Below are 20,576 nucleotides of genomic sequence, written 5' to 3'. Positions count from 1 at the left end.
GTTACTCACTTATGTTTGAAAACACCCCTTTTTCCCTCAACCCCCTTGAATTCTTTGGATTGGCATGCGACTGCCGCTATCTGACCAAGAAAGATCAAGCCCCTTCTTTTTCGACACATCTTTTGCCTGATACGACTCGTTTGAGTCATGAATATGGTTTTGCAAAAGTGGCGATGGGATGGCATGAAGAAGGTCTTTCGTTACAGATCCAAGTGGATCAAGCATTCACAAGAGCGGCATATCCAGATTTCCTTCGTGGCGACAGCGTTGAGTTATTCGTCGATACCAGAGATTTGAAATCGGCTGGTTTCAATACCCGTTTCTGCCATCATTTTTTCTTTCTTCCCCAGGCTGTAGATGGCCATCTTTGTGGAGAGGTCACTCACTTTAGAACAGAAGATAATCATCCGCTATGTGATCCACAAGCTCTTCAGACTCAAACGCAATTGGGCAGAGACTCTTATAAGATGAAAATTTTTATTCCCACTCAATGCCTATATGGTTATGATCCTAGGCAATTTGATCGTTTGGGCTTTACCTATCGCATCAACCGAGTCGGAGGGCAGTCACAGCACTTTTCTGTCGTCTCCCAAGATTTCCAGGTGGACCAACAGCCCTCTTTGTGGGGTTCAATAAGGCTTGTAACATGAAAACTGCTTTGTATAGCCGGCACTGTGATTTGAAAGCAAAAATAGTCGATTTTGCTGGTTGGGAAATGCCCATTCAGTATAGAGGGATTTTAGCTGAGCATCAAACAGTGAGGCAAGCAGTTGGATTATTCGATGTCTCGCATATGGGACGGATCAAAGTTAGTGGAAAAGATGCCGAGCGTTTTTTGGATTATCTGTCGACCAATCGCATCACGGGCAAAGCTCCCAATAGCGCTACTTACGCTGTTTGGTGCCACCAAAATGGCGGATGTGTCGATGATGTTATCATCTATCGCATAGATGCCACCCATTTTTTTGTCATCGTCAATGCAAGCAATCGCCAGAAAGATTTAGAGCATCTGCAGCAACAGTCAAAAGGATTTGAGGTTGCCATCGAAAGCTGCTTTGAGGATGGCGCTATCATCGCACTGCAAGGACCGAAGGCTCACGATTTGATGAGCATTTTTTTTCCTCAGGCCTCGAACTTAAAACCCATGAGTTTTATTGAAGTCGAGGAACTTGGGCGCCCGCTGGTTTTATCTCGTACAGGTTATACAGGAGCCGGTGGATTTGAGCTTTATGGATCCAATGACCAGATTGTTTCACTTTGGGACCGTTTGTTAGCTAAAGGAGGGATCTTTGGTATCGAGCCAATTGGGCTAGGTGCCCGCGATACACTGCGTTTAGAAATGGGATTTGCCCTATATGGGCATGAGCTGTCCGATGTCATTGCTCCAAGCGAAAGCGTATCGGCTTGGACCATCAAGTGGGATAAGCCAGACTTTGCAGGCAAAGAGGCTTTAGTTCGGCTGCAATCAAACCCATCGAAGCGATCTGCTTATGGAGTCAAGCTATTAAACCCTGGCATCGCAAGGCAGGGATATGCAGTATTCAAAGAAGGGGTCCGTATTGGAGAAGTCACATCAGGTTCTTTGGCTCCTACTTTGAATCAAGCAATCGCGCTCATATTAGTCGACTCTCCATTGCAAATCGGAGAGCTTGTCGACATTCAAATTCGTCAAACGATATGCCACGCAGAAGTGGTTCAATTGCCTTTTGTGAGGAAAAACGCATGAAGTATACAGATTCGCATGAATGGATTATTTTGGAAACGGCTGAATTGGCACGCATAGGTGTCACCAACTATGCTCAAAAAGAGTTAGGAGACATTGTTTATGTTGAATTGCCGTCAGTTGGCAAAACAGTCAATGCAGGCCAGGAAGTTGTTGTTTTGGAATCGACCAAAGCAGCCGCCGATGTTTATTCACCAGTCAGCGGTGAAATTGTAGAGATCAATCCAAATTTATCGAGCCAGCCAGAACTGATCAATCAATCTCCTGAACAAAATGGATGGTTGCTAAAAGTACGCTTGTCGAATCCTTCTGAGCTAGATCTTCTCATGGATCAAACTACCTATCAAGCGATGTTGAACGGAGCTTAAATGGATTTTATTTCAAATAAGACTCCCCAAATTGAGGCAATGCTGGCTGAGATAGGTATTCAGAAGATTGAAGAATTATTTGCATCCATTCCAGCGTCTTTAATCATAAAGCCTCCAGCCATTGATGACGGCTTATCTGAGTATGAAGGCCTTCGCTTGATGGAGGATCTGGCTGCTCGCAACACTTTCTCCTCTTTTGATAGCTATCTTGGAGCTGGTGCCTATGAACATCACGTACCGGCTTTGGTTGGAGCTGTCTGCAGCAAATCTGAGTTTTTGACGGCTTATACTCCTTACCAGGCGGAAGCCTCGCAAGGCATGCTTCAGATTATCTTTGAATTTCAATCAGCCATTTGTGCGCTAACTGGAATGGATGTTGCTAATGCATCTGTCTACGATGGTGCATCAGCTTGTGCAGAAGCGATGCTTATGGCTTTGCGCCACAGCAAAGGGCGTTCAAAACTATTGATTGCCGACACACTGCATCCGCACTATAAGGGTGTGATTGAGCAGTATCTCAAGAGTCAAAATTGCCAGATTGAATTCATCCCCTATTCCCATGAAGGAATTTTAGACGAAGCCTTTTTAAAGGCCCACCTTGATGAGCAGACGGCTGCTGTTATCGTTCAATCACCCAACTTTTGTGGAACTTTGGAAGATGTTAAGCGCATCTCGGCAGCAGCGAAAGAAAAAGGTGCTTTATCCATCTTGTGCGCCAATCCAATCGCTTACGGGCTATTTGCTTCTGCTGCCGAACAAGGGGCCGATATTGCCGTTGGCGACTGCCAGCCCTTAGGACTCTCCCTTTCATTTGGAGGGCCTTATGCGGGCTATATGGCTTGCAGGCAAGAGCTTGTCAGACAATTGCCGGGACGTATTGTGGGCGAAACAGTAGATACTCAAGGAAGGCGCGGCTTTGTCTTGACTCTTCAGGCCCGAGAGCAGCACATAAGAAGGGAAAAGGCGACGTCTAATATTTGCACGAATCAAGCGTTAGCTGCGCTCGCAAGCTTAGTCGCAATCTTATGGTATGGCAAAGAGGGGATGAAGGCGTTAGCCTTAACCAATTATCAGCGGACGGCTTATTTAAAGCAGCAGTTGAGCCAGCTGCCTGGCATTAAAGTGTGGAATCGCGTGCCTTCCTTTAATGAATTTGTGGTTGATTTCAAACGTCCTGTGACTCAAGTTGTCGAGCATTTTAGGCAGGCTGGAATTGAGCCTGGAATTGAGCTGAGACGTTATTTCCCGGCTTTAGAGACTTGCCTTCTCCTTGCTGTGACCGAAACGAAAAGCCAGGAGCAGCTTGATCGATTTGTACGGGCGGCAAAAGAGTTAGTTTAAACTTAGCTTGCTACCTGTGAGGGTAGTCATATTCGAAATGATTTCTATCTAGAAGTTTGCACCTAGGTTTTGAAAATGGGGGCAATATTTCTCGAATATGGCCGCTCATTTTTGCAAGCTCTTAGACAAAAAACATTCGAATCCGACCCATGCATAGCAAGTGGTTTTTTTTACTCAAGAAGTGGTGTGAATGCTTATGACAAAAACGATTTTTGAGAAAACTCAGCCTGAACAACATGCTTACAGCCTGCCAAAGAACACGCAGGCTTTTCAAGCCTTTCAGCCGCCTCAGGCCTATTTGCGTCAAACAAACCTTCCCTTGCCAGAGGTGTCCGAGATCGATCTTACACGACACTTTGCCGGTTTGGCAAAGCGCAACATGGGAATTGACACTCATTTTTATCCCCTCGGCAGCTGTACCATGAAGCTTAATCCGCGCATTAATGAATGGTGCGCGAGTTTGCCCGGTTTTACTCGTACCCATCCGCTTGCACCCGATCAAATGGTACAAGGTAATTTACAGATTATCGTAGAGCTTATACAGCTCTTATGCGAAGTGAGCGGCATGACGGCCGGATCGCTCGTGCCCAATGCCGGCGCTCAGGGTGAATTTGCTGGGATCCAAATGATTGCAGCTTATCATCAAGAGCAGGGAGATTTTGAGCGGGACGAGCTACTTATTCCCGACAATGCCCATGGAACGAATCCCGCCACTGCGACAATGGCAGGATTTAAGACGATTCCGATTAAAACTAATGCTCAAGGGGACTTAGATCTTGAGCATCTAAAGAGCCTGGTTTCGCATAAGACAGCCGGGTTAATGCTCACCAATCCCAATACACTCGGGCTCTTCAGCTCGGTTATTAAAGATATTGCCGCTATTGTTCACCAAGCTGGCGGTTTTCTCTACTACGATGGAGCCAATCTCAACTCTATTTTAAATGTGGCCCGTCCAGGCGACATGGGATTCGATGTCATGCACATCAATTTGCATAAAACCTTTTCAACCCCGCATGGAGGGGGAGGGCCAGGATCTGGACCCATTCTTTGCAACGATCGCTTAAAACCCTTTTTACCTGTTCCTCAAGTCGAAAAAGTAGGTAAAGAGTACCAAATGAAGTGGCATGCGACTTTAAGCATGGGGCAATTGGCTTCTTTTCACGGCAATTTTGCCATTTATCTAAGGGCTTATCTCTATGCCAAACTACATGGTCACTACGGCTTAAGACGCATAGCCGAAGTAGCGGTCCTCAATGCCAATTATCTCAAGCATAAGATTCAAAAGCTCTTTACAGTTCCTTTTTCAGAGTTTTGCATGCATGAGTTTGTCGTGCAGGCCGATAACTATTTGGATAAGGGAATCAAGGCGCTCGACATTGCCAAGCGACTATTGGACTATGGCGTGCACGCTCCAACAGTTTATTTTCCATTGATTATCAAAGAGTGCATGTTGATCGAACCAACCGAAAGTGAATCGAAAGATACTTTGGATCACTTTGTTGCCATTTTAGCGCAGATAGTGGAAGAAATTCATCGCGATCCATCGATTGTGAAGACAGCACCTCATCATCAATCTGTCAGCCGCTTGGATGAGGTATTAGCTGCCAAAAAGCCCATACTGAAACATAGCAGCTAAAGTGCGGGCTTTAATCTTCTACTTTTTGAGAGTTTTTAAGAGCCTTTACTGCGCGTAATGTACAAATACTTGATCATCATGCGGACCAAGTAAATGCTCAAGGATAGAGTGGCAAAGATAAATAATCCCAAATAGATGAACTCGATGGGATTTTTGTAAGAAAGAGTAAATAGGTTTGAGCCCATTTCAGAATTGATTAGGACTGATCCTGAGAGAACGAGGAACAAGTAGAGCCCAAAAAAGAGGCATCCCAGCCCGACAGTCATCCACATTTTTTCCTTGAAATCTCTAAACAAGGGGCGAATGTGGTATTTTTTTCCTCTAATGATTTGAATGAAATAACATGTACTCTTGTAAATCATGCAAAGAGTCGCAATCAGCCCGAGCCCAAGACCGAGCCATTGCAGGGAATCCAAAGACAGTGCGAACATGCGATTAATCCGGGGTATGCCACGCTTTCATTTTTTGAATCCCTAATCTAGGACATTCTTTATTTTACTGCCTATACAAAAAAATAGGCTTCAAGCAGACTTAGCGTAATACCTTAATCCATTTGCTAAGGGAAGCAAGACTCCTGTTGCAGAGGCAATGTTTGTGACACTCGGTTCATTCCAAGCTGTCACTGCCAAATGAAAGAAAATGGGAATAGCTGCAAAATGGGCCGCTGCAGCGAGGATTTCCAATTCGGCTGTGCTGGCCAAATTAAGGGGCAAATATTTAGGCAAATAATAGAAAGCGAAAGGAATTTGCAACAGTGCAACGAGTCCAACAATCTTTCTTAGGGAAGGAGACTCTAGCTGCTCTTTTAGCTTGTCAAGGCTTTGATAAGCCACAAAACTCACAAGCGCCACCGAACCTAGATAAAAGGCTCCTGTTTCTGCAGGAAAATTTGTAAAAAAGAAGGTCCCGGCATAGCCGCAAATAGAGGCAAGTGTCGTCATTGCGATGGTTTGGACTGCATGAGAGCGAATCTCTTCGTTGTAGAACAGTGTTTGATTAACAGATTTGATGATGTTCATTATTGAGCCGCTTTTTGCCTTATCTTCATTCCACCTCCACACCCTGCTCCTTTTTAGATGCATTGAGTATGAAATATCTCAATAGGCATATCAAAAATAACACTTTTAAATCTAGTTTAAATTAATGAACCCTCCTTTATTTACAAAATGTTAAATTTATTTTAATGGTTTGTTGATAACCTTTTGTTTTTAATAGATTTTAAGAAGTTTTAATCTCTTGAAGTTTGGGTTTATCTGGTGAGGAAAAATGTTAATGTCCAATCAGTCTTTCGTGGAGATAGCTGAGATTACCCCAAGCGAATCCTGCCAGCAGGCCGCCGACGCTGCAGACTAGACTTGCCTTAGCCTGCCAGTCATAGGTTTCCTCTTGTTTTGTGCAAAATGTGCTGCTTGCCAGATGGGCGATGCGCGAGTCGTGATCACGCCATTCAAGGCATTGGTAAGTCTTGACTTTCGTGGCGATCGTGCACATGAGAGTGAGGCCCAGCACCGATCCAACGGCCGTTGAGAGGCGAATATGTTCCCAATAGGAGTGATTGGTTTGGCAGCGAAGAAAGCAAAATCGTCTTTGCTGTTGTAATTCTTCGGGGCAGGTTTTAAGCCACTTATTGAAGCATTCAGCATGCCAAATGTGGCCGCACTTTAAACGAATTGTCGATTGTTCGGGTGTCTCACTAAAGTCCTCTAAGCAGACGCATTGATTGTCGAAGGTTTTGGTTTGAGTGGCAGGAGTCATGGAAACCTCTTAAAATATGTATTAAATAAGGCGTTCTTTTTTTTAAACTAAAACACTTTAGCTAACGAGCTCAAGAGATTAACAACTCAATAGTTGAGCTCATACGTGCGCTTTTTCAGCCAGGCAATAAGAGTGATCGGCGGCTATGCTCGAGCACTTTCGAAAGAGGATGAAAAGGATTGTACCGGCAACGATTCCTATGATGGCGCAGTTTAGAAAGGGGATGCCGCGAACAAAATATTTTTTTGGAAAACGCTTGAAGTCGGCTTCAGTCGGGCATCGGCTTGGGCAGAGCCTCTTTTCCTCTATTAATTGCCTGGAGATTGTTTTTGACCAGTTGGTCATGCAGCCAAGATGCCAGGTATGCCCGCACGTTAAAGTGATGGTATCGTCTTCTGATTCAATTGCATCCATGCAAAAGCAGATTCTTATATCTGCAGCATTTTCTGTTGGTGACACGGTGTCTCCTCTCACTAATCATTAACTAATTGTCTGATTATCTGTTTTGGTTTAAAAAGGGTAGTTAAATTCATTTGCCGCGTATGTCATTGATTATGAAAGAAGATTTATTTGAAGACCAAAGGACCAATCTCCGGCTTTGTGAAGGAGCGATGTGGTTGCCGGGATTTGCCAAATCAAGAGAGGCCTTCCTGCATACAGCTTTGCAAAGCATTGTAAAGCAGGCTCCATTTCGCAACATGTTCACACCAGGTGGCTTCCGCATGTCGGTTGCCATGACTAATTGTGGAAAGCTTGGCTGGGTAACTGATCTTGCCGGCTACCGCTATGAAGAAAAAGATCCTGAAAGTGGGCTTTTTTGGCCTCCCATGCCACCCATATTTTTAGAGATGGCGCAAGCAGCGGCATTGAAGGCGGGCTTTCCTGCCTTCTTTCCTGACGCCTGCTTAATCAATTGTTATGAGCCAGGGGCCAAAATGTCGCTTCACCAGGATAAGAATGAGAGAGATTTGAGCGCGCCCATCGTCTCTATAACACTTGGATTACCGGCAACTTTTTTGTTTGGCGGCTTGAATCGGGCCGATCCGGTGCAGAGGCTCTTCTTGATTCATAGTGATGTGGTCGTATGGGGTGGTCCAGCAAGACTCTTCTATCACGGCATTATACCGCTTAAAAAGGGATATCATCCTTTTTGGGGATCGGCTCGCATCAATCTAACATTTCGAAAAGTGGCTTAATCTTTCATCTTTTCATTTTCATAAGATTATCGATCATTGCCAACAGCAACGGACCATATTTGTCTTTGATTTTTTCGCCTGTGTTTAAAATGTCTTTAATTTTGCCATGATCCCATAATCCGATTGATTCTTCGGGTGCGATTAAGATAGGAGCCAATTCTCTTTTATCTGCAAATGTATGCAAAAGCAGTTGGCCTCTTTGCAAATGAGTAAAGGAATAATTGATAAGATTGCAGTAATATTCAATGATTCCCTTCAATTTGGAAAATTTGCGTTGTGCAAAACCAATGATGGCCACTAAATCCAATTCATATTTAGAAGTGGCAAGAACAGGAACGGCCCCGGTATAAGTTCCTGTTACGAGTAATTTATTTTCCAACTCTAGAGGTGGCTGAAAAGGAAATAAGGCATTAGAGGAATAAAGCACATCAGATAATAACCCCTCTTCTAATACGACTCCTTCTCCCTTATGCCAATCGGTGGCTTGGACCAACGTTTTGATTTTTAAATGGGATAGTTTTTTTTGTTTAAAAATGGATCGATAACACTCCCGAATGCGCTCTACTTTGAGAAATGTATCCTTGAGGCCAAAATGAGAAAAGGCCGTAATTCCCATCAGAGTTAACACATTGATTAAACCAGAATAATTTACTTGAAGAATCGTCTTTTGGTTAAATAATTGAGACATGTGAGCGGTGATATCATCGGGCGAAAATCCCATTCCGAATAAAGCGCCCAGTACAGCTCCTCCTCCACAGCCCGCTAAAACATCAATTTGAATACCTCTCTCATTCAAAAAATTGAGTAGGGGTAAAGCTGCCAAAGATTGAATGCCTCCGCTTCCAATTACCATTCCAAATCTAATTTTTCGATTATTATCTATCATGGGAAATACCTTGTTAATAATTAAAAAATAAGAACTTGTGGATAAAATAGATTGCCAATGAGAAGGTCGTTGAATAAAAGAAGATGTTAACCAAGGTTCAAATCTTTTTTATTATATCATATAATAAATTTTTTAAACAATGTTCTTTGTATGTTTGAAATAACTAATTGCTTGCAATTTAAGAGAATTCTTCTATTGCTTGAATAATGGCTGCTTCATTTCTTAAAACTTCTTCCTTTGTCTTTTGATAGATATAGGGTAAATTCTCTATTTCCCAAATCTGTATGTTTTTCTCAAAAATGACGTCGATGAAAATGATTTTGTAGGTGGGAAGATTAAGGGTAGAAGCATTTTGGAGATTCAGGCAAAAAGCTTGAACTTTCTTTAAAAAATTGGAAAAGCCGAGCATGTAATTGAGTGACTCGGTTGTTTCCATGTCATGAAAATTCAAAGCAATGATGATGTCCATTTGATGTTGAATGGCTCCCATGAGAGGAAGGCTATCGGTAAATGCTCCATCAGCTAACCAATGGTCTTGCATGTATATGGGAGGAAAAAAGGGTAAAATGGCAGAGGAGGCATACACGCTGTCTGCGACAGAGCCTTGAGATAGACGCAAGGGTTCTCCTGTATGGACATCAGTGGCTTGTAAGATGGTTGGAATGGATAGGTCTTCTAGCTGTAAATCGCCATATAATTCGTGAAAAGTTTGACGCAAACGCGTGGAGCGCAGAAAGGCTTTAGATTCCTCCAATTGAGTAAAAGGAAAATGAAAGATGCTTGCCAAAGCCTGATAGTCTATTTGATTGAATAAATCTACTGTCAACTTTGCTGTGCCAAACTCTCTGACTTTATCCATTGGAAGAGAAGCTCCCCGTGCTGCCGCAATAATCGCTCCTCCGCTACATCCCACTAGTAAATTGAGGGGAATCTTAGCTCGGTCTAAAAATTCAAACAGCTCTATCGCCCCTAAAGATTTGATACCGCCACTACCAATCACAACAGCTATTTTTGGAGATTTCTTTACTTTCATACGCATCCAAATCTAGAGAATCGTTTATTTTTATTTTACCACAAGGAAATTTAAAAGAATAAAATTCATATAATATTTTTTTATTTTTTGTGCGATGTGGTATAATAAAAATAGTTTGTGATTTTAATGAGAGATTTATTGGCAGGTCTCTTTAATCATTTGTTTTTTTCTTTATTATTTAATGAAAGCACAATGTGTTTATTTATTATTGAAATAAGGGAGAAAAGTATGTCTATAGAAAATAGGGGACTACGATTCGAGGCGCCGGATTCAGATCATTGGTCGCTGGATGCTGTCCATTGTTCTGCTCCAGTGACTGCTTATCACGCTGAAAATCTCGTTGCGCACACAAAGGATGCGAACCGGCCAGGATTTGAAATATTTGGAATGCCGGTAGAGGGTTATGAATATGCTGTAGTTAATCGATTTCCTTATTATCGAGTAAAGTTTATCGGGTCCAAAAAGGGTCGTAAAAAGCTGCCTCCCCGGTGGCTTTTCAAATTGTGGTTATTTTTTCATCCTGAGATCAGGAAACGTTTCAAAATAGCTTCAAAGCTGCATGAAACGAAGCCTTGGAAAGAATATCTTAGGCGTTGGGAGAGAGAAATCAAGCCTGAGGCAATTAAAACCCATTTACACCTCCAGTCTATAGATCCTAAAGGGCTAGACGATAGCGATTTAATTGATCACATAAAAGAATGCGCGAAGAACGGAACTTTGCAGTACTGCCAGCATCATGCCTTGACGCCTTACGCGTATTATTCAATTGGAGATTACATGGCTCAAGTACAGGCATGGACTGGGCTTTCTTTTTTTCATTTGCTCGAAGCTTTGCATTACGATGATGAGTACATTCAAATAGGGGTTGATAAGGAATTTGAAGAGCTATTGAGAGAGCTTCGTGAAGACAAAGATGCAAGGCATATTCTTTATTCAGGTCAGACTTCTGAGGAAATTTTCGATCAGCTTAAGCACCATTCAGATAGGCTTCACCGGCTTTTGGGAAGCTGGCTTGACATGGTAGGGTACAGGATTGCATCCGGCTATGATATTGCAGATTTTTATGCTTTAGAAAGACCTGATCTGTTGATTCACATGCTAAGAGCCGGCTTGACTCAGGCGCCTCACCAAAAGACGTTAAAAACTGCGCGTGAGCTTTCGGCAAAGATACGAGAAAAAGTTCCTCTTGAGCATCAGGCAACATACGACGAGCTGTATGCTGATGCATGTGAAGTTTTGTCTTTGAAGGAAGAGAGAGCTCTTTATACCTATTTGTGGAGCTATGGCTTATTAAGGAGAGCTTTATTAGCAGCAGGTGAAAGATTGGCTCAAGCAGGCGCTATTGCACATGCAGAGGATATTGTTGATGCATCTATTGACGAGATTACTGGCTTGTTAGAAAGACGCCCCTCTATTTCTCTGCAAGAGCTATCAGAGAGGGTGAAATATCGAAAAACAGTCTCTATCAAATCGGCTCCACTCTCCCTTGGTGAACGACGCTCAGTGCCTCTTGAATGGTTTCCAATTTATGTCCAGAGGCCTTTGCAAGCTTTAAAAGCTGTTGTTGCTTGCCGTCAGGCGAAGGAAGAGCCTGTTGAAGAGCTACCAAAAGAAGAACTATCAAAAATTAGGGGGCTTCCTGCCAGTCAGGGAATATATGAAGGCCGCGCATGCGTAATCGAAGGGCCGGAAGATTTTGAACAGCTTGAAAAAGGAGATATTTTAGTTTCTCATCATACGTCTGAGGCTTATAACGTGATTTTACCATTAATTGGAGCCTTGGTCACTGATGCTGGTGGAGTTCTTTCCCACGCGGCAACAGTTTCTCGTGAATACGGGATTCCTGCAGTTGTTGGTACACACACAGCTACATCCGTCATCAAAAGTGGGATGAGGATTCAAGTCGATGGAAATAACGGGCAAGTTAAGGTGATCATATGAGTTATTGTTTGATCAATGAAGTTGACCAGGAGAGCCAGTATGGGGGTAAAGCCTTTCAGCTAGGGCAGGTGATGCGTTTGGGTTTGCCTGTTCCTGGAGGATATGCTTTATCAGTTGATTTTGTCGAGGCTATTTTAGCAGGGAGTGCCCAGGCTCTGCAAGCGCTGAAAAAAATATTCGACTACTTCAAGGGAGATTTTCTAGCAGTGAGGTCTTCGGCTGTGGGAGAAGACTCAGAGGGAGCAAGTTTTGCCGGGCAGCATAGTACATTGCTTAATATTCATTCTTATGAAACGACTGTAGATGCTATCCGATCAATTTGGGAATCAGCCAGAACATCATCTGCAACTGCTTACAGAAAAAAAATGGGGCTGGATTTAGAATGTAAGATGGGAATTGTTCTTCAAAAAATGGTTCAGGCGACAACTGCTGGGGTGTTATTCAATCAAAATCCCATCACTAAAATAAGAGAACGTATTATTGAAGCCGCTTGGGGACTGGGAGAAATTGTTGTGCAAGGAATGATTATTCCAGACTTTTATCGCATCGATTCCAATGGAGAAATCCTAGAACGTCTACCTGGAATCAAAAATAAAGCGATCAGACTCTCTAAAACAGGGGGGACTTGGGAGGAAGACATTCCTTTACACGAGCAGTCGGTATTATGCTTATCAGATATTCAGTTATTAGAATTACATAACTTGGCGCTGAGATGTGAGGGGATTTTTCAAAAAGATTGTAAACATGATTTAGAATGGGCATTTGAAAACAATCATCTATATTTGCTACAAAGACGAACGATAACGACACTCTAAAGACTTTAGGTTTCAATGGTCGAAGCGGTAGAACAAAAGCGAAAGTGGCTTGCTCTTTTCTCATTGATTGGGTCACTTTCCATGATTTTTGTGGATCAAACCGCACTGCCTATTGCTCTACCTGCCCTGCAAAAAGAATTTTCCTTAACCTTTAATCAGTTGCAGTGGATTGTCAATGCTTACCTTTTACCTTTAGCTACTTTCATTTTAGCTGCAGGCTCTATGGGTGATCTATTTGGCCATCGGCGTGTCTTTTGTATCGGACTGGTTATCTTTACACTTGCTTCCTTTAATTGTAGCTTCATTCGAACGGCTGAATGGCTAATCATCAACCGCGCTGTGCAAGGAGTTGGTGGGGCTCTAATGATTCCTACAACCCTTACTTTGCTCAGCCAAGCTTTTCCACCCGGAGAATTGGGAAAAGCGATGGGAATATATGGGGCGTTTGTCGCTTTATCGCTAACGATCGGCCCGGTTATTGGGGGATACCTGATAGAGTTCTTGAGTTGGAATTATATTTTTATCATCAATATTCCAATTGGCCTGCTCACCTTACCACTTGTTTTAATATCTAATAAAAAATCAAAGGGGTCGAACCAGGCTGTTGATTGGCGCGGCTTTATTTTAATTTCATTCGCAACGACTTGCTTAATTTTAGCGATCATGCAAGGGCAGGAATGGGGATGGAACTCAACGATTATTTTAAGCTTAATTCTGATGGGTCTTGTCGCCTTCATCCTTTTTGTCTTTGGCGAGCAGAAAGCTCGGCATCCACTCATTGATTTCAATCTGTTTAAGAATTCTTTTTTTCTAAGCAATGCTGTTATCGTTTTTTGTTATCAATTTATTAGTACAGCAGTGATATTTTGGAGTGTTTATTTTCAAAATAGCCTCTCATTTTCACCTGCCAAGACAGGCACAATTTTGTTAGTTTCTAACATTCCTCTTCTGCTCATTACTCCCTTGGCTGGCATGCTTTCTGATAAATGGGGCGCTCAAAAGCTAGTGAGTATAGGTGGGTTATTATTAACCGGCTGTTTTTTAGTCTTTAGTTTTTACGCTGATAAAATGGAGTTTTGGCTATTAATTATTCTTCTCCTCGGCTTCCGTTGCGGTACCTCCTTAATTTTGACTCCGGTATTTTCTTCTACCTTAAAAATGATTCCGAATGAAAGGCAAGGGCAAGCCTCAGGAGTCTTGGCGACGAGTAGACAGATGGGAAGCACTTTTTGCGTGGCCGTTGGAGGCGCTTTAGTTGATTATATTTATCAGTATAAATTCTCAAGCTTTTTAACAACTCACCAAACAGTGACCCCTTTAAGCCTCAATCAGTTTCAAGGAGTTCTATCTGGCTCTCCAATCGCGATGGAAACAATTCAGCGCTTGCCGGCAGAATTGGGATCACAAATCATGCAAGCGGCTCATCAATCATTTAATTTTGGGTTTGCCATTCTTTGCCTGCTTTTTGCCTTAATGAGCTTTGCGATTTTTTGCCTTTCTCGCCGTTTAGATTAAATTCAATGCTTTCAAAAATATTCCGATCAATCCCCGAGCATCCATTCTCCACAATGCGTGTAAGAAGTTATGCCAGTGGGCCTTGAGCTTGTTTTATCTAGGAATGCTTTCCATAAGGGACTTTCACAGACTCATCATTTCGTCTTGTTTCTTAGTTTCTATAATAGAAGATGTAGAGGGTTGCCTTTGCGATCTTGCTTGTTTAATCCTTCTTAGGTTTGGTCAGCCTTCTTTGAAGATTTTTCTATATAAAAAAAAATGTCAATTGATCAGAATGCCACTTCTTTGCGAGTCAGCTTAAGAGAGCGATCAGTGTGAAATTCATGCAACGACTATTTGTACATAGATTTAGATTATTTTCTATATATGGTGGAAAGGCGATAACATTATTGTTTGGTTTACTATTACCAGGCTGTTGTCCTCCAAACCCTACTTGCCAAGGAGCGACTTCCAGCTGCCCTGGCTATTTTTGGAATCCTCCAGATCCGATTGTTAAGTGCCCTTGCGATTATGAATTAGAAAATGATGAAGACTTACATGCCGATCTAGAGCAATTGCAGCGGCACGATACGGCGGTTGCCGATTTAATCAGCATTGCTCTGCAGAATAATCCCTCTACACAGCAAACGTGGGCCAATGCTAGAGCTGCAGCTTTTTCGGTTGAAATAGCCAAGAGTGCTCTTTACCCGAGCGTGTTCTTAACCGAGACGCTTCAGTATAGTAACTCGCAACTCGATGAAGGGCCGCCCGACATTATTCCTGCTGCAACGGGCGCAACAGGAGCCACAGGTGCGGCTTCTATTCTTCCCTTTTCAAATTCGGCTTTAAACCGAGCACAGGTAGTTGATACGACAGTTATTGACACGGGTAATACTTCCATAGCGACGACTACTTTTACCCCATCAGTTGGTGAATTCACGACATTGACAAGCGATCTTTCTATTTCTTATCTTCTATTGGATTTTGGAGGGAGACAAGCAACGATTGAAGCGGCCAAGCAAGCGTTGTATAACAGCAATTGGACCCATAACCGTCAAGTGCAGCAAGTGATCATTAACGTCTTGAATACCTACTATACCTATATGGGCCTGTCAGCATTAGTTGTAGCTAGAGAAAGCGATTTAAAAAATGCGCAGACTAATTATGATGCTGCCAATCGCCTCTTTGAAGCAGGTGTTAGAACGAAATTGGATGTCTTGCAGGCAAAAACCGATTTAATCAATATTCAATTGAATATTGTCGATTTGGAAGGGCAGAAAAAAGTCGCCTATGGAAGACTGGCCAATGCGATCGGCTTGCCTTCCCAATCGGAATTCCAGGTGCCAGATATTCCGCAAGATTTGCCAATCGATATCGTCACGGCCGGTGTAGAGCAATTAATCGATCAAGCCAAAAGGCATCGTCCAGACTTGGCGGCAGCTTATGCTTTGCACGAGATGCGCAAAGAAGAGATTGTCATCGCTCGCTCGTCTGGTCTGCCTACTTTGGGTACCTTTGTCGATTTGCAAGAAAACAATGATTTCAATAACCCTAGCTTAAATAGGCACTCCCTTTCAGCAAGCCTTGTGGTTTCTGCACCCCTCTTCGATGGCTTCTTATATGTCAATCGCGAAAGGCGGGCACAGGAGATTTTGCGGGGAGCGTGTGCAAATTTGCGAGCTGTCGAATTGAACATTACGCTGGACGTTTTAACGAGCTATTTTAACTTTAAGACTGCTGTCCAAAGTTTGAAATACAGCGATGAGTTTTTAAAGTACAGTGAAGAGGCCTACGAAGCGGCCTTGATCATGTATCGAGAAGGTATTGGGACGATCTTAGACCTATTAAATGCACAGCGCGCTTTGGCGAATGCCCGCGCCCAAAAGATTCAGGCTCGTACGCAGTGGGCAATAGCACTGTCTAACATCTCATTTGCAGCAGGAACGCTTGGAACGCCTGAAGAAATTAAGCCCTGGAAACAAAAGGGGACGCGTTCGAAGCCAAAAAGAGTGGCATCAAATAAATCTGATAAACCTGCGGTTCAGGTAAAATAAAGGGACTATATGCAAAAGCCTGTTTTTTACTTCATTGCTTGCTTGGTTCTCGCTGGAGGAATGAGCAGTTGTTCTGCGCAAAAGAAGCATCAGAAGGCTCCTCGTCCTCTTCCTGTTGTTGTTGGGGAGGCAGTTCAGCAAGATGTCCCTGTCTATATTGAAGCCATCGGGAATGCAGCTGCATTCAATAGCGTGGATATTCGCCCTCAAGTTTCTGGCAAGATCATCGATATCCGCATTCATGGAGGAGATGATGTGAAAGTGGGCGACCTGCTCTATCGCATCGATCCTGTTCCTTACAAGCTCGCACTTGAAAAAGCTAAGGCGACTTTATTAAAAAATGAAGCGGAACTTGAATATGCGCGCCGCAAAGTCGAACGCTATGAAACCTTGATCAAAGGCGACTACGTTTCTAAATTAAGCATTGAAGAATACAAACGGGATGTCAGCACGCTCGAAGCACAAATCCTCATCGATAAATCTGAAATTGGCGTGGCTCAGACGAATTTAAATTATTGCAATATCTTTTCACCCATCGATGGAAGAGTCAGCCTGCAAAAGATTGAAATTGGCAACGTCGTTTCTCCGACCGACTCGAATCCAATGACGACGATTCTTCAAATTGCTCCCATCTACATCAATTTTTCGATTGCCCAAAGAGAGTTTGAAGAGCTCCAGCATGTTTTGGCCGAAGGAAAACGCTCTTTTCAAGTCATTCTGCCAGGGAGCCAGCAAACATTTGACGGGGAGGTGGTGGCAGTCAATAATCAAGTCGATGTACGGACAGGTACGATTCAAATTAAAGGAATTGTTCTCAACCGTGAAAAAATCTTGTGGCCGGGAGAGTTTGTGCGGGTGCGGGTGTTTATTCGCACAAAGCAAAACGCTGTTCTCGTACCCGATGTCGCGGTTCAAGTCGGGCAAGACGGCTCGTATGTATATGTTTTAAAGCCTGATGGAACGGTTGAAAATGTGGCTGTTAAAACGAGTGAACATGTAGACAAGCTGGTGGTGGTCGATGAGGGATTAAAAACCGGAGCAAAAATTATAACCGATGGTCAGATCAACTTGCGGCCTGGCGTCAAGGTATTGGTCACTAATCCAACGTCGGAAAAAGATGGCGGGAAAGAGGAGAAAAGCGAAACTCAGAAAACAGAGGGTGGGACATGAACCTTTCAGAGCCCTTTATTAGACGGCCAATCATGACTGTCTTGGTCATGGTTGCAATCCTGTTATTGGGATTGATGGCCTTTAATCGCCTGCCCGTCAGCAATCTTCCCAACGTCGACTATCCCACAATTAATGTTACGGTAGCTTTCCCCGGCGCCAGCCCGGAAACTATGGCTAACAATGTGGCTACGCCGCTTGAAAAAGAGTTTATGACCATTCCTGGCATCAACTACGTGACTTCTGCCAATACCCTTGGCGATACAAACATCGTTTTGCAATTCGATATTTCTAAAAGCATGGATTCTGCCGCTCAAGACGTTGAGGCGGCTATTTCTAGAGCAAAGACGAAGTTGCCTCCCGATCTGCCGAATGATCCCACCTATAAAAAAGTCAATCCATCCGATACCCCCATCCTTTACATTGCTTTGACCTCGGCCACAATGCCACGAGCCGAGCTTTATACATATGCTAATACATATATAGGTCAAAGGCTCTCCATGCTGAATGGAGTGGCCCAAGTCATTACGTATGGCTCTCCCTATGCTGTTCGGGTACAGGTCAATCCCTATACATTAGCCAACTTGGGGATTACACTTGAAGACGTTGAAAAAGCTATCGTGACTGGGAATCCTTACCTTCCGACAGGAACCCTGACGGGCACAGTGCAGGCCTCGACGATCATTTCCAAAGGGCAGCTAGAAACTGCCGACAAATACGAGCCTTTAATCGTCGCCTATCGAAACCAGTCTCCTGTGCGTGTACGAGACATTGGAAGAGCAATCGACAGTCTGCAAAATGATAAATACGACCTTCGCTATGTCGATTCAGAAAAAAGCCAGCCGACGGTGGTATTAGCTGTTCAAAGGCAGCCTGGGGCTAACACTGTGCAGGTGGCTGATGAGATTCATCGCATGCTTCCGCAGCTGGCGGCTGAGTTGCCAACATCGGTTGAACTAAAAGTGGTCTTTGATAAATCTGTTTCGATCAAAGACTCGGTTGAAGAGGTTGAATTTACTTTGATTGTCGCCTTGGTTTTGGTTGTCCTGGTCATTTTCTTTTATTTGGGAAAAATTACAGATACGCTTATTCCATCCCTCGTTCTTCCCATGTCCGTAATTGGTACATTCATTTTCATGTATTTGCTTGGCTACAGCATCGACAATCTGTCCCTCCTGGCACTGATCTTAGCTGTTGGTTTTATCATCGATGATGCGATTGTCGTCTTAGAAAATATTGTGAGGCGCGTTGAAGGGGGAGAAGATCCGTGGACTGCCTCGATTGAAGGATCTAAACAGATTGGATTTACCATTTTGTCGATGACCCTTTCCCTTATCGCTGTCTTTATTCCCATGATCTTTATGGGCGGTTTGATTGGAAAAATTTTCCAGGAATTTGCCATCACATTGGTGATCATCACCTTGATATCAGGGATCATTTCATTAACGCTTACCCCGATGCTTTGCAGCCGCTTCATTAAGGCGCATAGCCAGTCGAGCGAAGGAATACTGGAGAAAAGTGCGAATTTCTTTAACAATGCCTTGCTGGCGATGTATAAACCGGCCTTAAATTGGGTTTTAGATCATCGATGGATAGCCCTTGTTCTGGGAGCTTTGAGTGTTATTTTAAGCGGCTATTATTTTTACATATTGCCGCAGGATTTTATTCCTGACGATGACATTGGCTTTATTATCGCCTATACCCAATCGGAACAAGGAACATCGCCGAGCCGCATGATCGAGTATCAGAATAAGGTGATTGATGTCATCGATGCGGATCCGAGTGTCGATACGCTTGTGTCTATTGCAGCTAATCCGCAATACAGAAATGGAATTGCATTTATTCGCTTAAAACCAAGAAGCGAGCGGCCGCCCATTACTCAAGTCGTCCAAGAGCTATATGCAAAGCTCCTCCTGATTCCAGGCATCAATACCTATTTAAAAAATGTGCCTCTGATTGATTTAGCCGTCGGCACGCAAACGAAGGGAAGTTATCAATACACTTTGCAAAGTATTGATGCAAATTCGCTTTACAAGGCTGCTACTGAGCTCATCGACCGCATGCAAAAGCTGCCGGGCTTTCAGGCTGTAAACAGTGATTTGGAAATTAAAGATCCTCAGCTGAATATCGAAATTTTGCGCGATCAGGCCTCTACCTTTGGTGTGGAAGCGAGCAATATCGAAACGGCACTGCAGCTCGCTTTTGGAGGGGGGCGTGTGTCTAGGATTCAGACGCCAATCGAACAGTATGACGTCATTTTGGAAGTCGAACCCCGCTTTCAGCAGGAAGTTAATACCTTATCGAAAATTTACGTTAGGTCAAAAACGAATGATCAGCTCGTTCCTCTCGATGCGGTCGTCAAGTTGAATAAGGGAGTTGGTGCTGCGAGCATCAACCACGTCAGTCAATTCCCGTCGACAACCATTTCTTTTAATTTAGCTCCTGGCATCCCCTTGGGAACCGCTTTGGAAGAGTTGCGAAAGGTTGCCAAAGAGGTATTGCCGGCCAACGTGACGGGTGAGGTAAAAGGAGCGGCCGAAACGTTTGAGGAATCGATTAGAAGCACATCTTTCTTGCTTGTGGTGGCTGTGTTAGCCATCTATATCGTCTTAGGAATTCTCTACGAAAGCTTTATCCACCCTTTAACCATTTTGTCGACACTCCCACCTGCGACTTTGGGGGGCGTGGCCACGCTCGCTTTATTTAATCTACCCCTTTCCCTCTATGCCTATCTTGGAATCATTTTGTTGATCGGTATTGTGAAAAAGAACGGAATTATCATGGTCGACTATGCATTAGAAAATCAGCGAACCTCTAATCAAACGTCGCGAGAAGCCATTTTCAATGCATGCATCGTCCGCTTTAGACCCATCATGATGACAACGGTGACGTCTATTATGGGAGCAGTTCCCATTGCTTTGGCTATTGGATCGGGAGCAGACGCTCGCCGCCCTCTTGGACTTGTGATCATTGGAGGACTCTTATTCTCCCAGCTGGTTACCTTGTTTGTGACGCCGGCTATTTATCTCTATTTGGACCGCTATCACGACCGATGGACTTTAAAAGTACCGGAGCATCCACCCAGGTAGGGTGAGAGATCAAGAAGATAGGCAACTTGCCTATCTTCTTGATCGAATGGCATGCATAAGATTTTGCGCGTCTTATAT

18 protein-coding genes are annotated in these 20,576 nt (G+C 43.6%); 12 read left to right on the top strand and 6 right to left on the bottom strand.

Annotation, left to right across the window (positions count from 1 at the left end; genetic code table 11):
- Positions 1–11: 11 nt before the first annotated feature.
- The 5 genes from PNK_RS10105 (at position 12) to gcvPB (ending at position 5,068) form a co-directional block, all read left to right on the top strand.
- Positions 12–650, top strand: coding sequence for a sugar-binding protein (locus PNK_RS10105; RefSeq protein WP_059061853.1), 639 nt, complete (start codon positions 12–14; stop codon positions 648–650).
- Positions 647–1,726 (top strand): glycine cleavage system aminomethyltransferase GcvT, encoded by a 1,080-nt coding sequence (gene gcvT, locus PNK_RS10100; RefSeq protein ID WP_059061850.1) that lies wholly within the window; start codon positions 647–649, stop codon positions 1,724–1,726. The genes PNK_RS10105 and gcvT overlap by 4 nt, the downstream gene beginning before the upstream one ends.
- Positions 1,723–2,091, top strand: coding sequence for a glycine cleavage system protein GcvH (gene gcvH, locus PNK_RS10095; RefSeq protein WP_032123848.1), 369 nt, complete (start codon positions 1,723–1,725; stop codon positions 2,089–2,091). Before gcvT ends, gcvH begins: the two co-directional genes overlap by 4 nt.
- Positions 2,092–3,432, top strand: a complete 1,341-nt coding sequence (gene gcvPA / locus PNK_RS10090; protein WP_059061849.1) for an aminomethyl-transferring glycine dehydrogenase subunit GcvPA — start codon at positions 2,092–2,094, stop codon at positions 3,430–3,432.
- Between the two features lie 196 nt (positions 3,433–3,628).
- Complete coding sequence (gcvPB, locus tag PNK_RS10085) at positions 3,629–5,068, top strand: aminomethyl-transferring glycine dehydrogenase subunit GcvPB (protein WP_079992958.1); 1,440 nt, start codon at positions 3,629–3,631, stop codon at positions 5,066–5,068.
- A 35-nt stretch (positions 5,069–5,103) separates the two neighbouring features.
- On the opposite strand, the gene PNK_RS10080 is transcribed toward gcvPB, so the two are convergent.
- The 4 genes from PNK_RS10080 to PNK_RS10065 form a co-directional block, all read right to left on the bottom strand.
- Entirely contained in the window at positions 5,104–5,499 is a 396-nt protein-coding gene (locus PNK_RS10080; RefSeq protein WP_032123851.1) for a hypothetical protein, read from the bottom strand.
- Between the two features lie 90 nt (positions 5,500–5,589).
- Positions 5,590–6,087: a hypothetical protein gene (locus PNK_RS10075; protein WP_158021784.1), complete on the bottom strand. Its 498-nt coding sequence runs from the start codon at positions 6,085–6,087 to the stop codon at positions 5,590–5,592.
- A gap of 250 nt (positions 6,088–6,337) precedes the next feature.
- The gene (locus PNK_RS10070; RefSeq protein WP_059061843.1) at positions 6,338–6,823 is read right to left on the bottom strand and encodes an RING finger protein; all 486 of its coding nucleotides are present in this window, start codon (positions 6,821–6,823) and stop codon (positions 6,338–6,340) included.
- A 99-nt stretch (positions 6,824–6,922) separates the two neighbouring features.
- On the bottom strand, positions 6,923–7,282 hold the full coding sequence (locus PNK_RS10065) for an RING finger protein (protein WP_059061841.1): 360 nt from the start codon (positions 7,280–7,282) through the stop codon (positions 6,923–6,925).
- Positions 7,283–7,377: 95 nt separating this feature from the next.
- Between PNK_RS10065 and alkB the strand changes: the two genes are divergently transcribed.
- Positions 7,378–8,019, top strand: coding sequence for a DNA oxidative demethylase AlkB (gene alkB, locus PNK_RS10060; RefSeq protein WP_059061839.1), 642 nt, complete (start codon positions 7,378–7,380; stop codon positions 8,017–8,019).
- Between the two features lie 4 nt (positions 8,020–8,023).
- Here the strand turns inward: alkB and PNK_RS10055 are convergent, their stop codons facing one another.
- Complete coding sequence (locus tag PNK_RS10055) at positions 8,024–8,905, bottom strand: patatin-like phospholipase family protein (RefSeq protein ID WP_032123855.1); 882 nt, start codon at positions 8,903–8,905, stop codon at positions 8,024–8,026.
- A 178-nt stretch (positions 8,906–9,083) separates the two neighbouring features.
- Complete coding sequence (locus PNK_RS10050) at positions 9,084–9,938, bottom strand: patatin-like phospholipase family protein (RefSeq protein WP_158021783.1); 855 nt, start codon at positions 9,936–9,938, stop codon at positions 9,084–9,086.
- Positions 9,939–10,166: 228 nt separating this feature from the next.
- On the opposite strand from PNK_RS10050, the gene PNK_RS10045 reads away from it, so the two are divergent.
- The 6 genes from PNK_RS10045 to PNK_RS10020 all read left to right on the top strand — a co-directional run bounded on the left by PNK_RS10045 (position 10,167) and on the right by PNK_RS10020 (position 20,498).
- The gene (locus PNK_RS10045) at positions 10,167–11,879 is read left to right on the top strand and encodes a PEP-utilizing enzyme (protein ID WP_059061838.1); all 1,713 of its coding nucleotides are present in this window, start codon (positions 10,167–10,169) and stop codon (positions 11,877–11,879) included.
- A complete protein-coding gene (locus tag PNK_RS10040; protein ID WP_032123858.1) occupies positions 11,876–12,694 on the top strand; it encodes a PEP/pyruvate-binding domain-containing protein in 819 nt (272 codons plus the stop codon). Before PNK_RS10045 ends, PNK_RS10040 begins: the two co-directional genes overlap by 4 nt.
- A gap of 15 nt (positions 12,695–12,709) precedes the next feature.
- The gene (locus tag PNK_RS10035; RefSeq protein ID WP_059061836.1) at positions 12,710–14,209 is read left to right on the top strand and encodes an MFS transporter; all 1,500 of its coding nucleotides are present in this window, start codon (positions 12,710–12,712) and stop codon (positions 14,207–14,209) included.
- 389 nt (positions 14,210–14,598) lie between these two features.
- Positions 14,599–16,242, top strand: coding sequence for a TolC family protein (locus PNK_RS10030; protein WP_059061834.1), 1,644 nt, complete (start codon positions 14,599–14,601; stop codon positions 16,240–16,242).
- A gap of 9 nt (positions 16,243–16,251) precedes the next feature.
- Positions 16,252–17,412, top strand: a complete 1,161-nt coding sequence (locus PNK_RS10025) for an efflux RND transporter periplasmic adaptor subunit (protein ID WP_059061833.1) — start codon at positions 16,252–16,254, stop codon at positions 17,410–17,412.
- Complete coding sequence (locus PNK_RS10020; RefSeq protein WP_059061831.1) at positions 17,409–20,498, top strand: efflux RND transporter permease subunit; 3,090 nt, start codon at positions 17,409–17,411, stop codon at positions 20,496–20,498. The genes PNK_RS10025 and PNK_RS10020 overlap by 4 nt, the downstream gene beginning before the upstream one ends.
- Positions 20,499–20,576: the final 78 nt, after the last annotated feature.

This window comes from Candidatus Protochlamydia naegleriophila (assembly GCF_001499655.1).
Taxonomy (GTDB): Bacteria; Chlamydiota; Chlamydiia; order Chlamydiales; family Parachlamydiaceae; genus Protochlamydia; species Protochlamydia naegleriophila.
The sequence above is the reverse complement of the archived record's forward strand: the minus strand, read 5'-3'. Positions and strand labels throughout refer to the sequence as shown.

What these genes read in the sequence shown, in the direction of transcription:
- PNK_RS10105 (WP_059061853.1), top strand. Translation starts at nt 12, where the DNA reads ATGTTTGAAAACACCCCTTTTTCCCTCAACCCCCTTGAATTCTTTGGA.
- gcvT (WP_059061850.1), top strand. Translation starts at nt 647, where the DNA reads ATGAAAACTGCTTTGTATAGCCGGCACTGTGATTTGAAAGCAAAAATA.
- gcvH (WP_032123848.1), top strand. Translation starts at nt 1,723, where the DNA reads ATGAAGTATACAGATTCGCATGAATGGATTATTTTGGAAACGGCTGAA.
- gcvPA (WP_059061849.1), top strand. Translation starts at nt 2,092, where the DNA reads ATGGATTTTATTTCAAATAAGACTCCCCAAATTGAGGCAATGCTGGCT.
- gcvPB (WP_079992958.1), top strand. Translation starts at nt 3,629, where the DNA reads ATGACAAAAACGATTTTTGAGAAAACTCAGCCTGAACAACATGCTTAC.
- PNK_RS10080 (WP_032123851.1), bottom strand. Translation starts at nt 5,499, where the DNA reads ATGTTCGCACTGTCTTTGGATTCCCTGCAATGGCTCGGTCTTGGGCTC.
- PNK_RS10075 (WP_158021784.1), bottom strand. Translation starts at nt 6,087, where the DNA reads ATGAACATCATCAAATCTGTTAATCAAACACTGTTCTACAACGAAGAG.
- PNK_RS10070 (WP_059061843.1), bottom strand. Translation starts at nt 6,823, where the DNA reads ATGACTCCTGCCACTCAAACCAAAACCTTCGACAATCAATGCGTCTGC.
- alkB (WP_059061839.1), top strand. Translation starts at nt 7,378, where the DNA reads ATGAAAGAAGATTTATTTGAAGACCAAAGGACCAATCTCCGGCTTTGT.
- PNK_RS10055 (WP_032123855.1), bottom strand. Translation starts at nt 8,905, where the DNA reads ATGATAGATAATAATCGAAAAATTAGATTTGGAATGGTAATTGGAAGC.
- PNK_RS10050 (WP_158021783.1), bottom strand. Translation starts at nt 9,938, where the DNA reads ATGAAAGTAAAGAAATCTCCAAAAATAGCTGTTGTGATTGGTAGTGGC.
- PNK_RS10045 (WP_059061838.1), top strand. Translation starts at nt 10,167, where the DNA reads ATGTCTATAGAAAATAGGGGACTACGATTCGAGGCGCCGGATTCAGAT.
- PNK_RS10040 (WP_032123858.1), top strand. Translation starts at nt 11,876, where the DNA reads ATGAGTTATTGTTTGATCAATGAAGTTGACCAGGAGAGCCAGTATGGG.
- PNK_RS10035 (WP_059061836.1), top strand. Translation starts at nt 12,710, where the DNA reads ATGGTCGAAGCGGTAGAACAAAAGCGAAAGTGGCTTGCTCTTTTCTCA.
- PNK_RS10025 (WP_059061833.1), top strand. Translation starts at nt 16,252, where the DNA reads ATGCAAAAGCCTGTTTTTTACTTCATTGCTTGCTTGGTTCTCGCTGGA.
- PNK_RS10020 (WP_059061831.1), top strand. Translation starts at nt 17,409, where the DNA reads ATGAACCTTTCAGAGCCCTTTATTAGACGGCCAATCATGACTGTCTTG.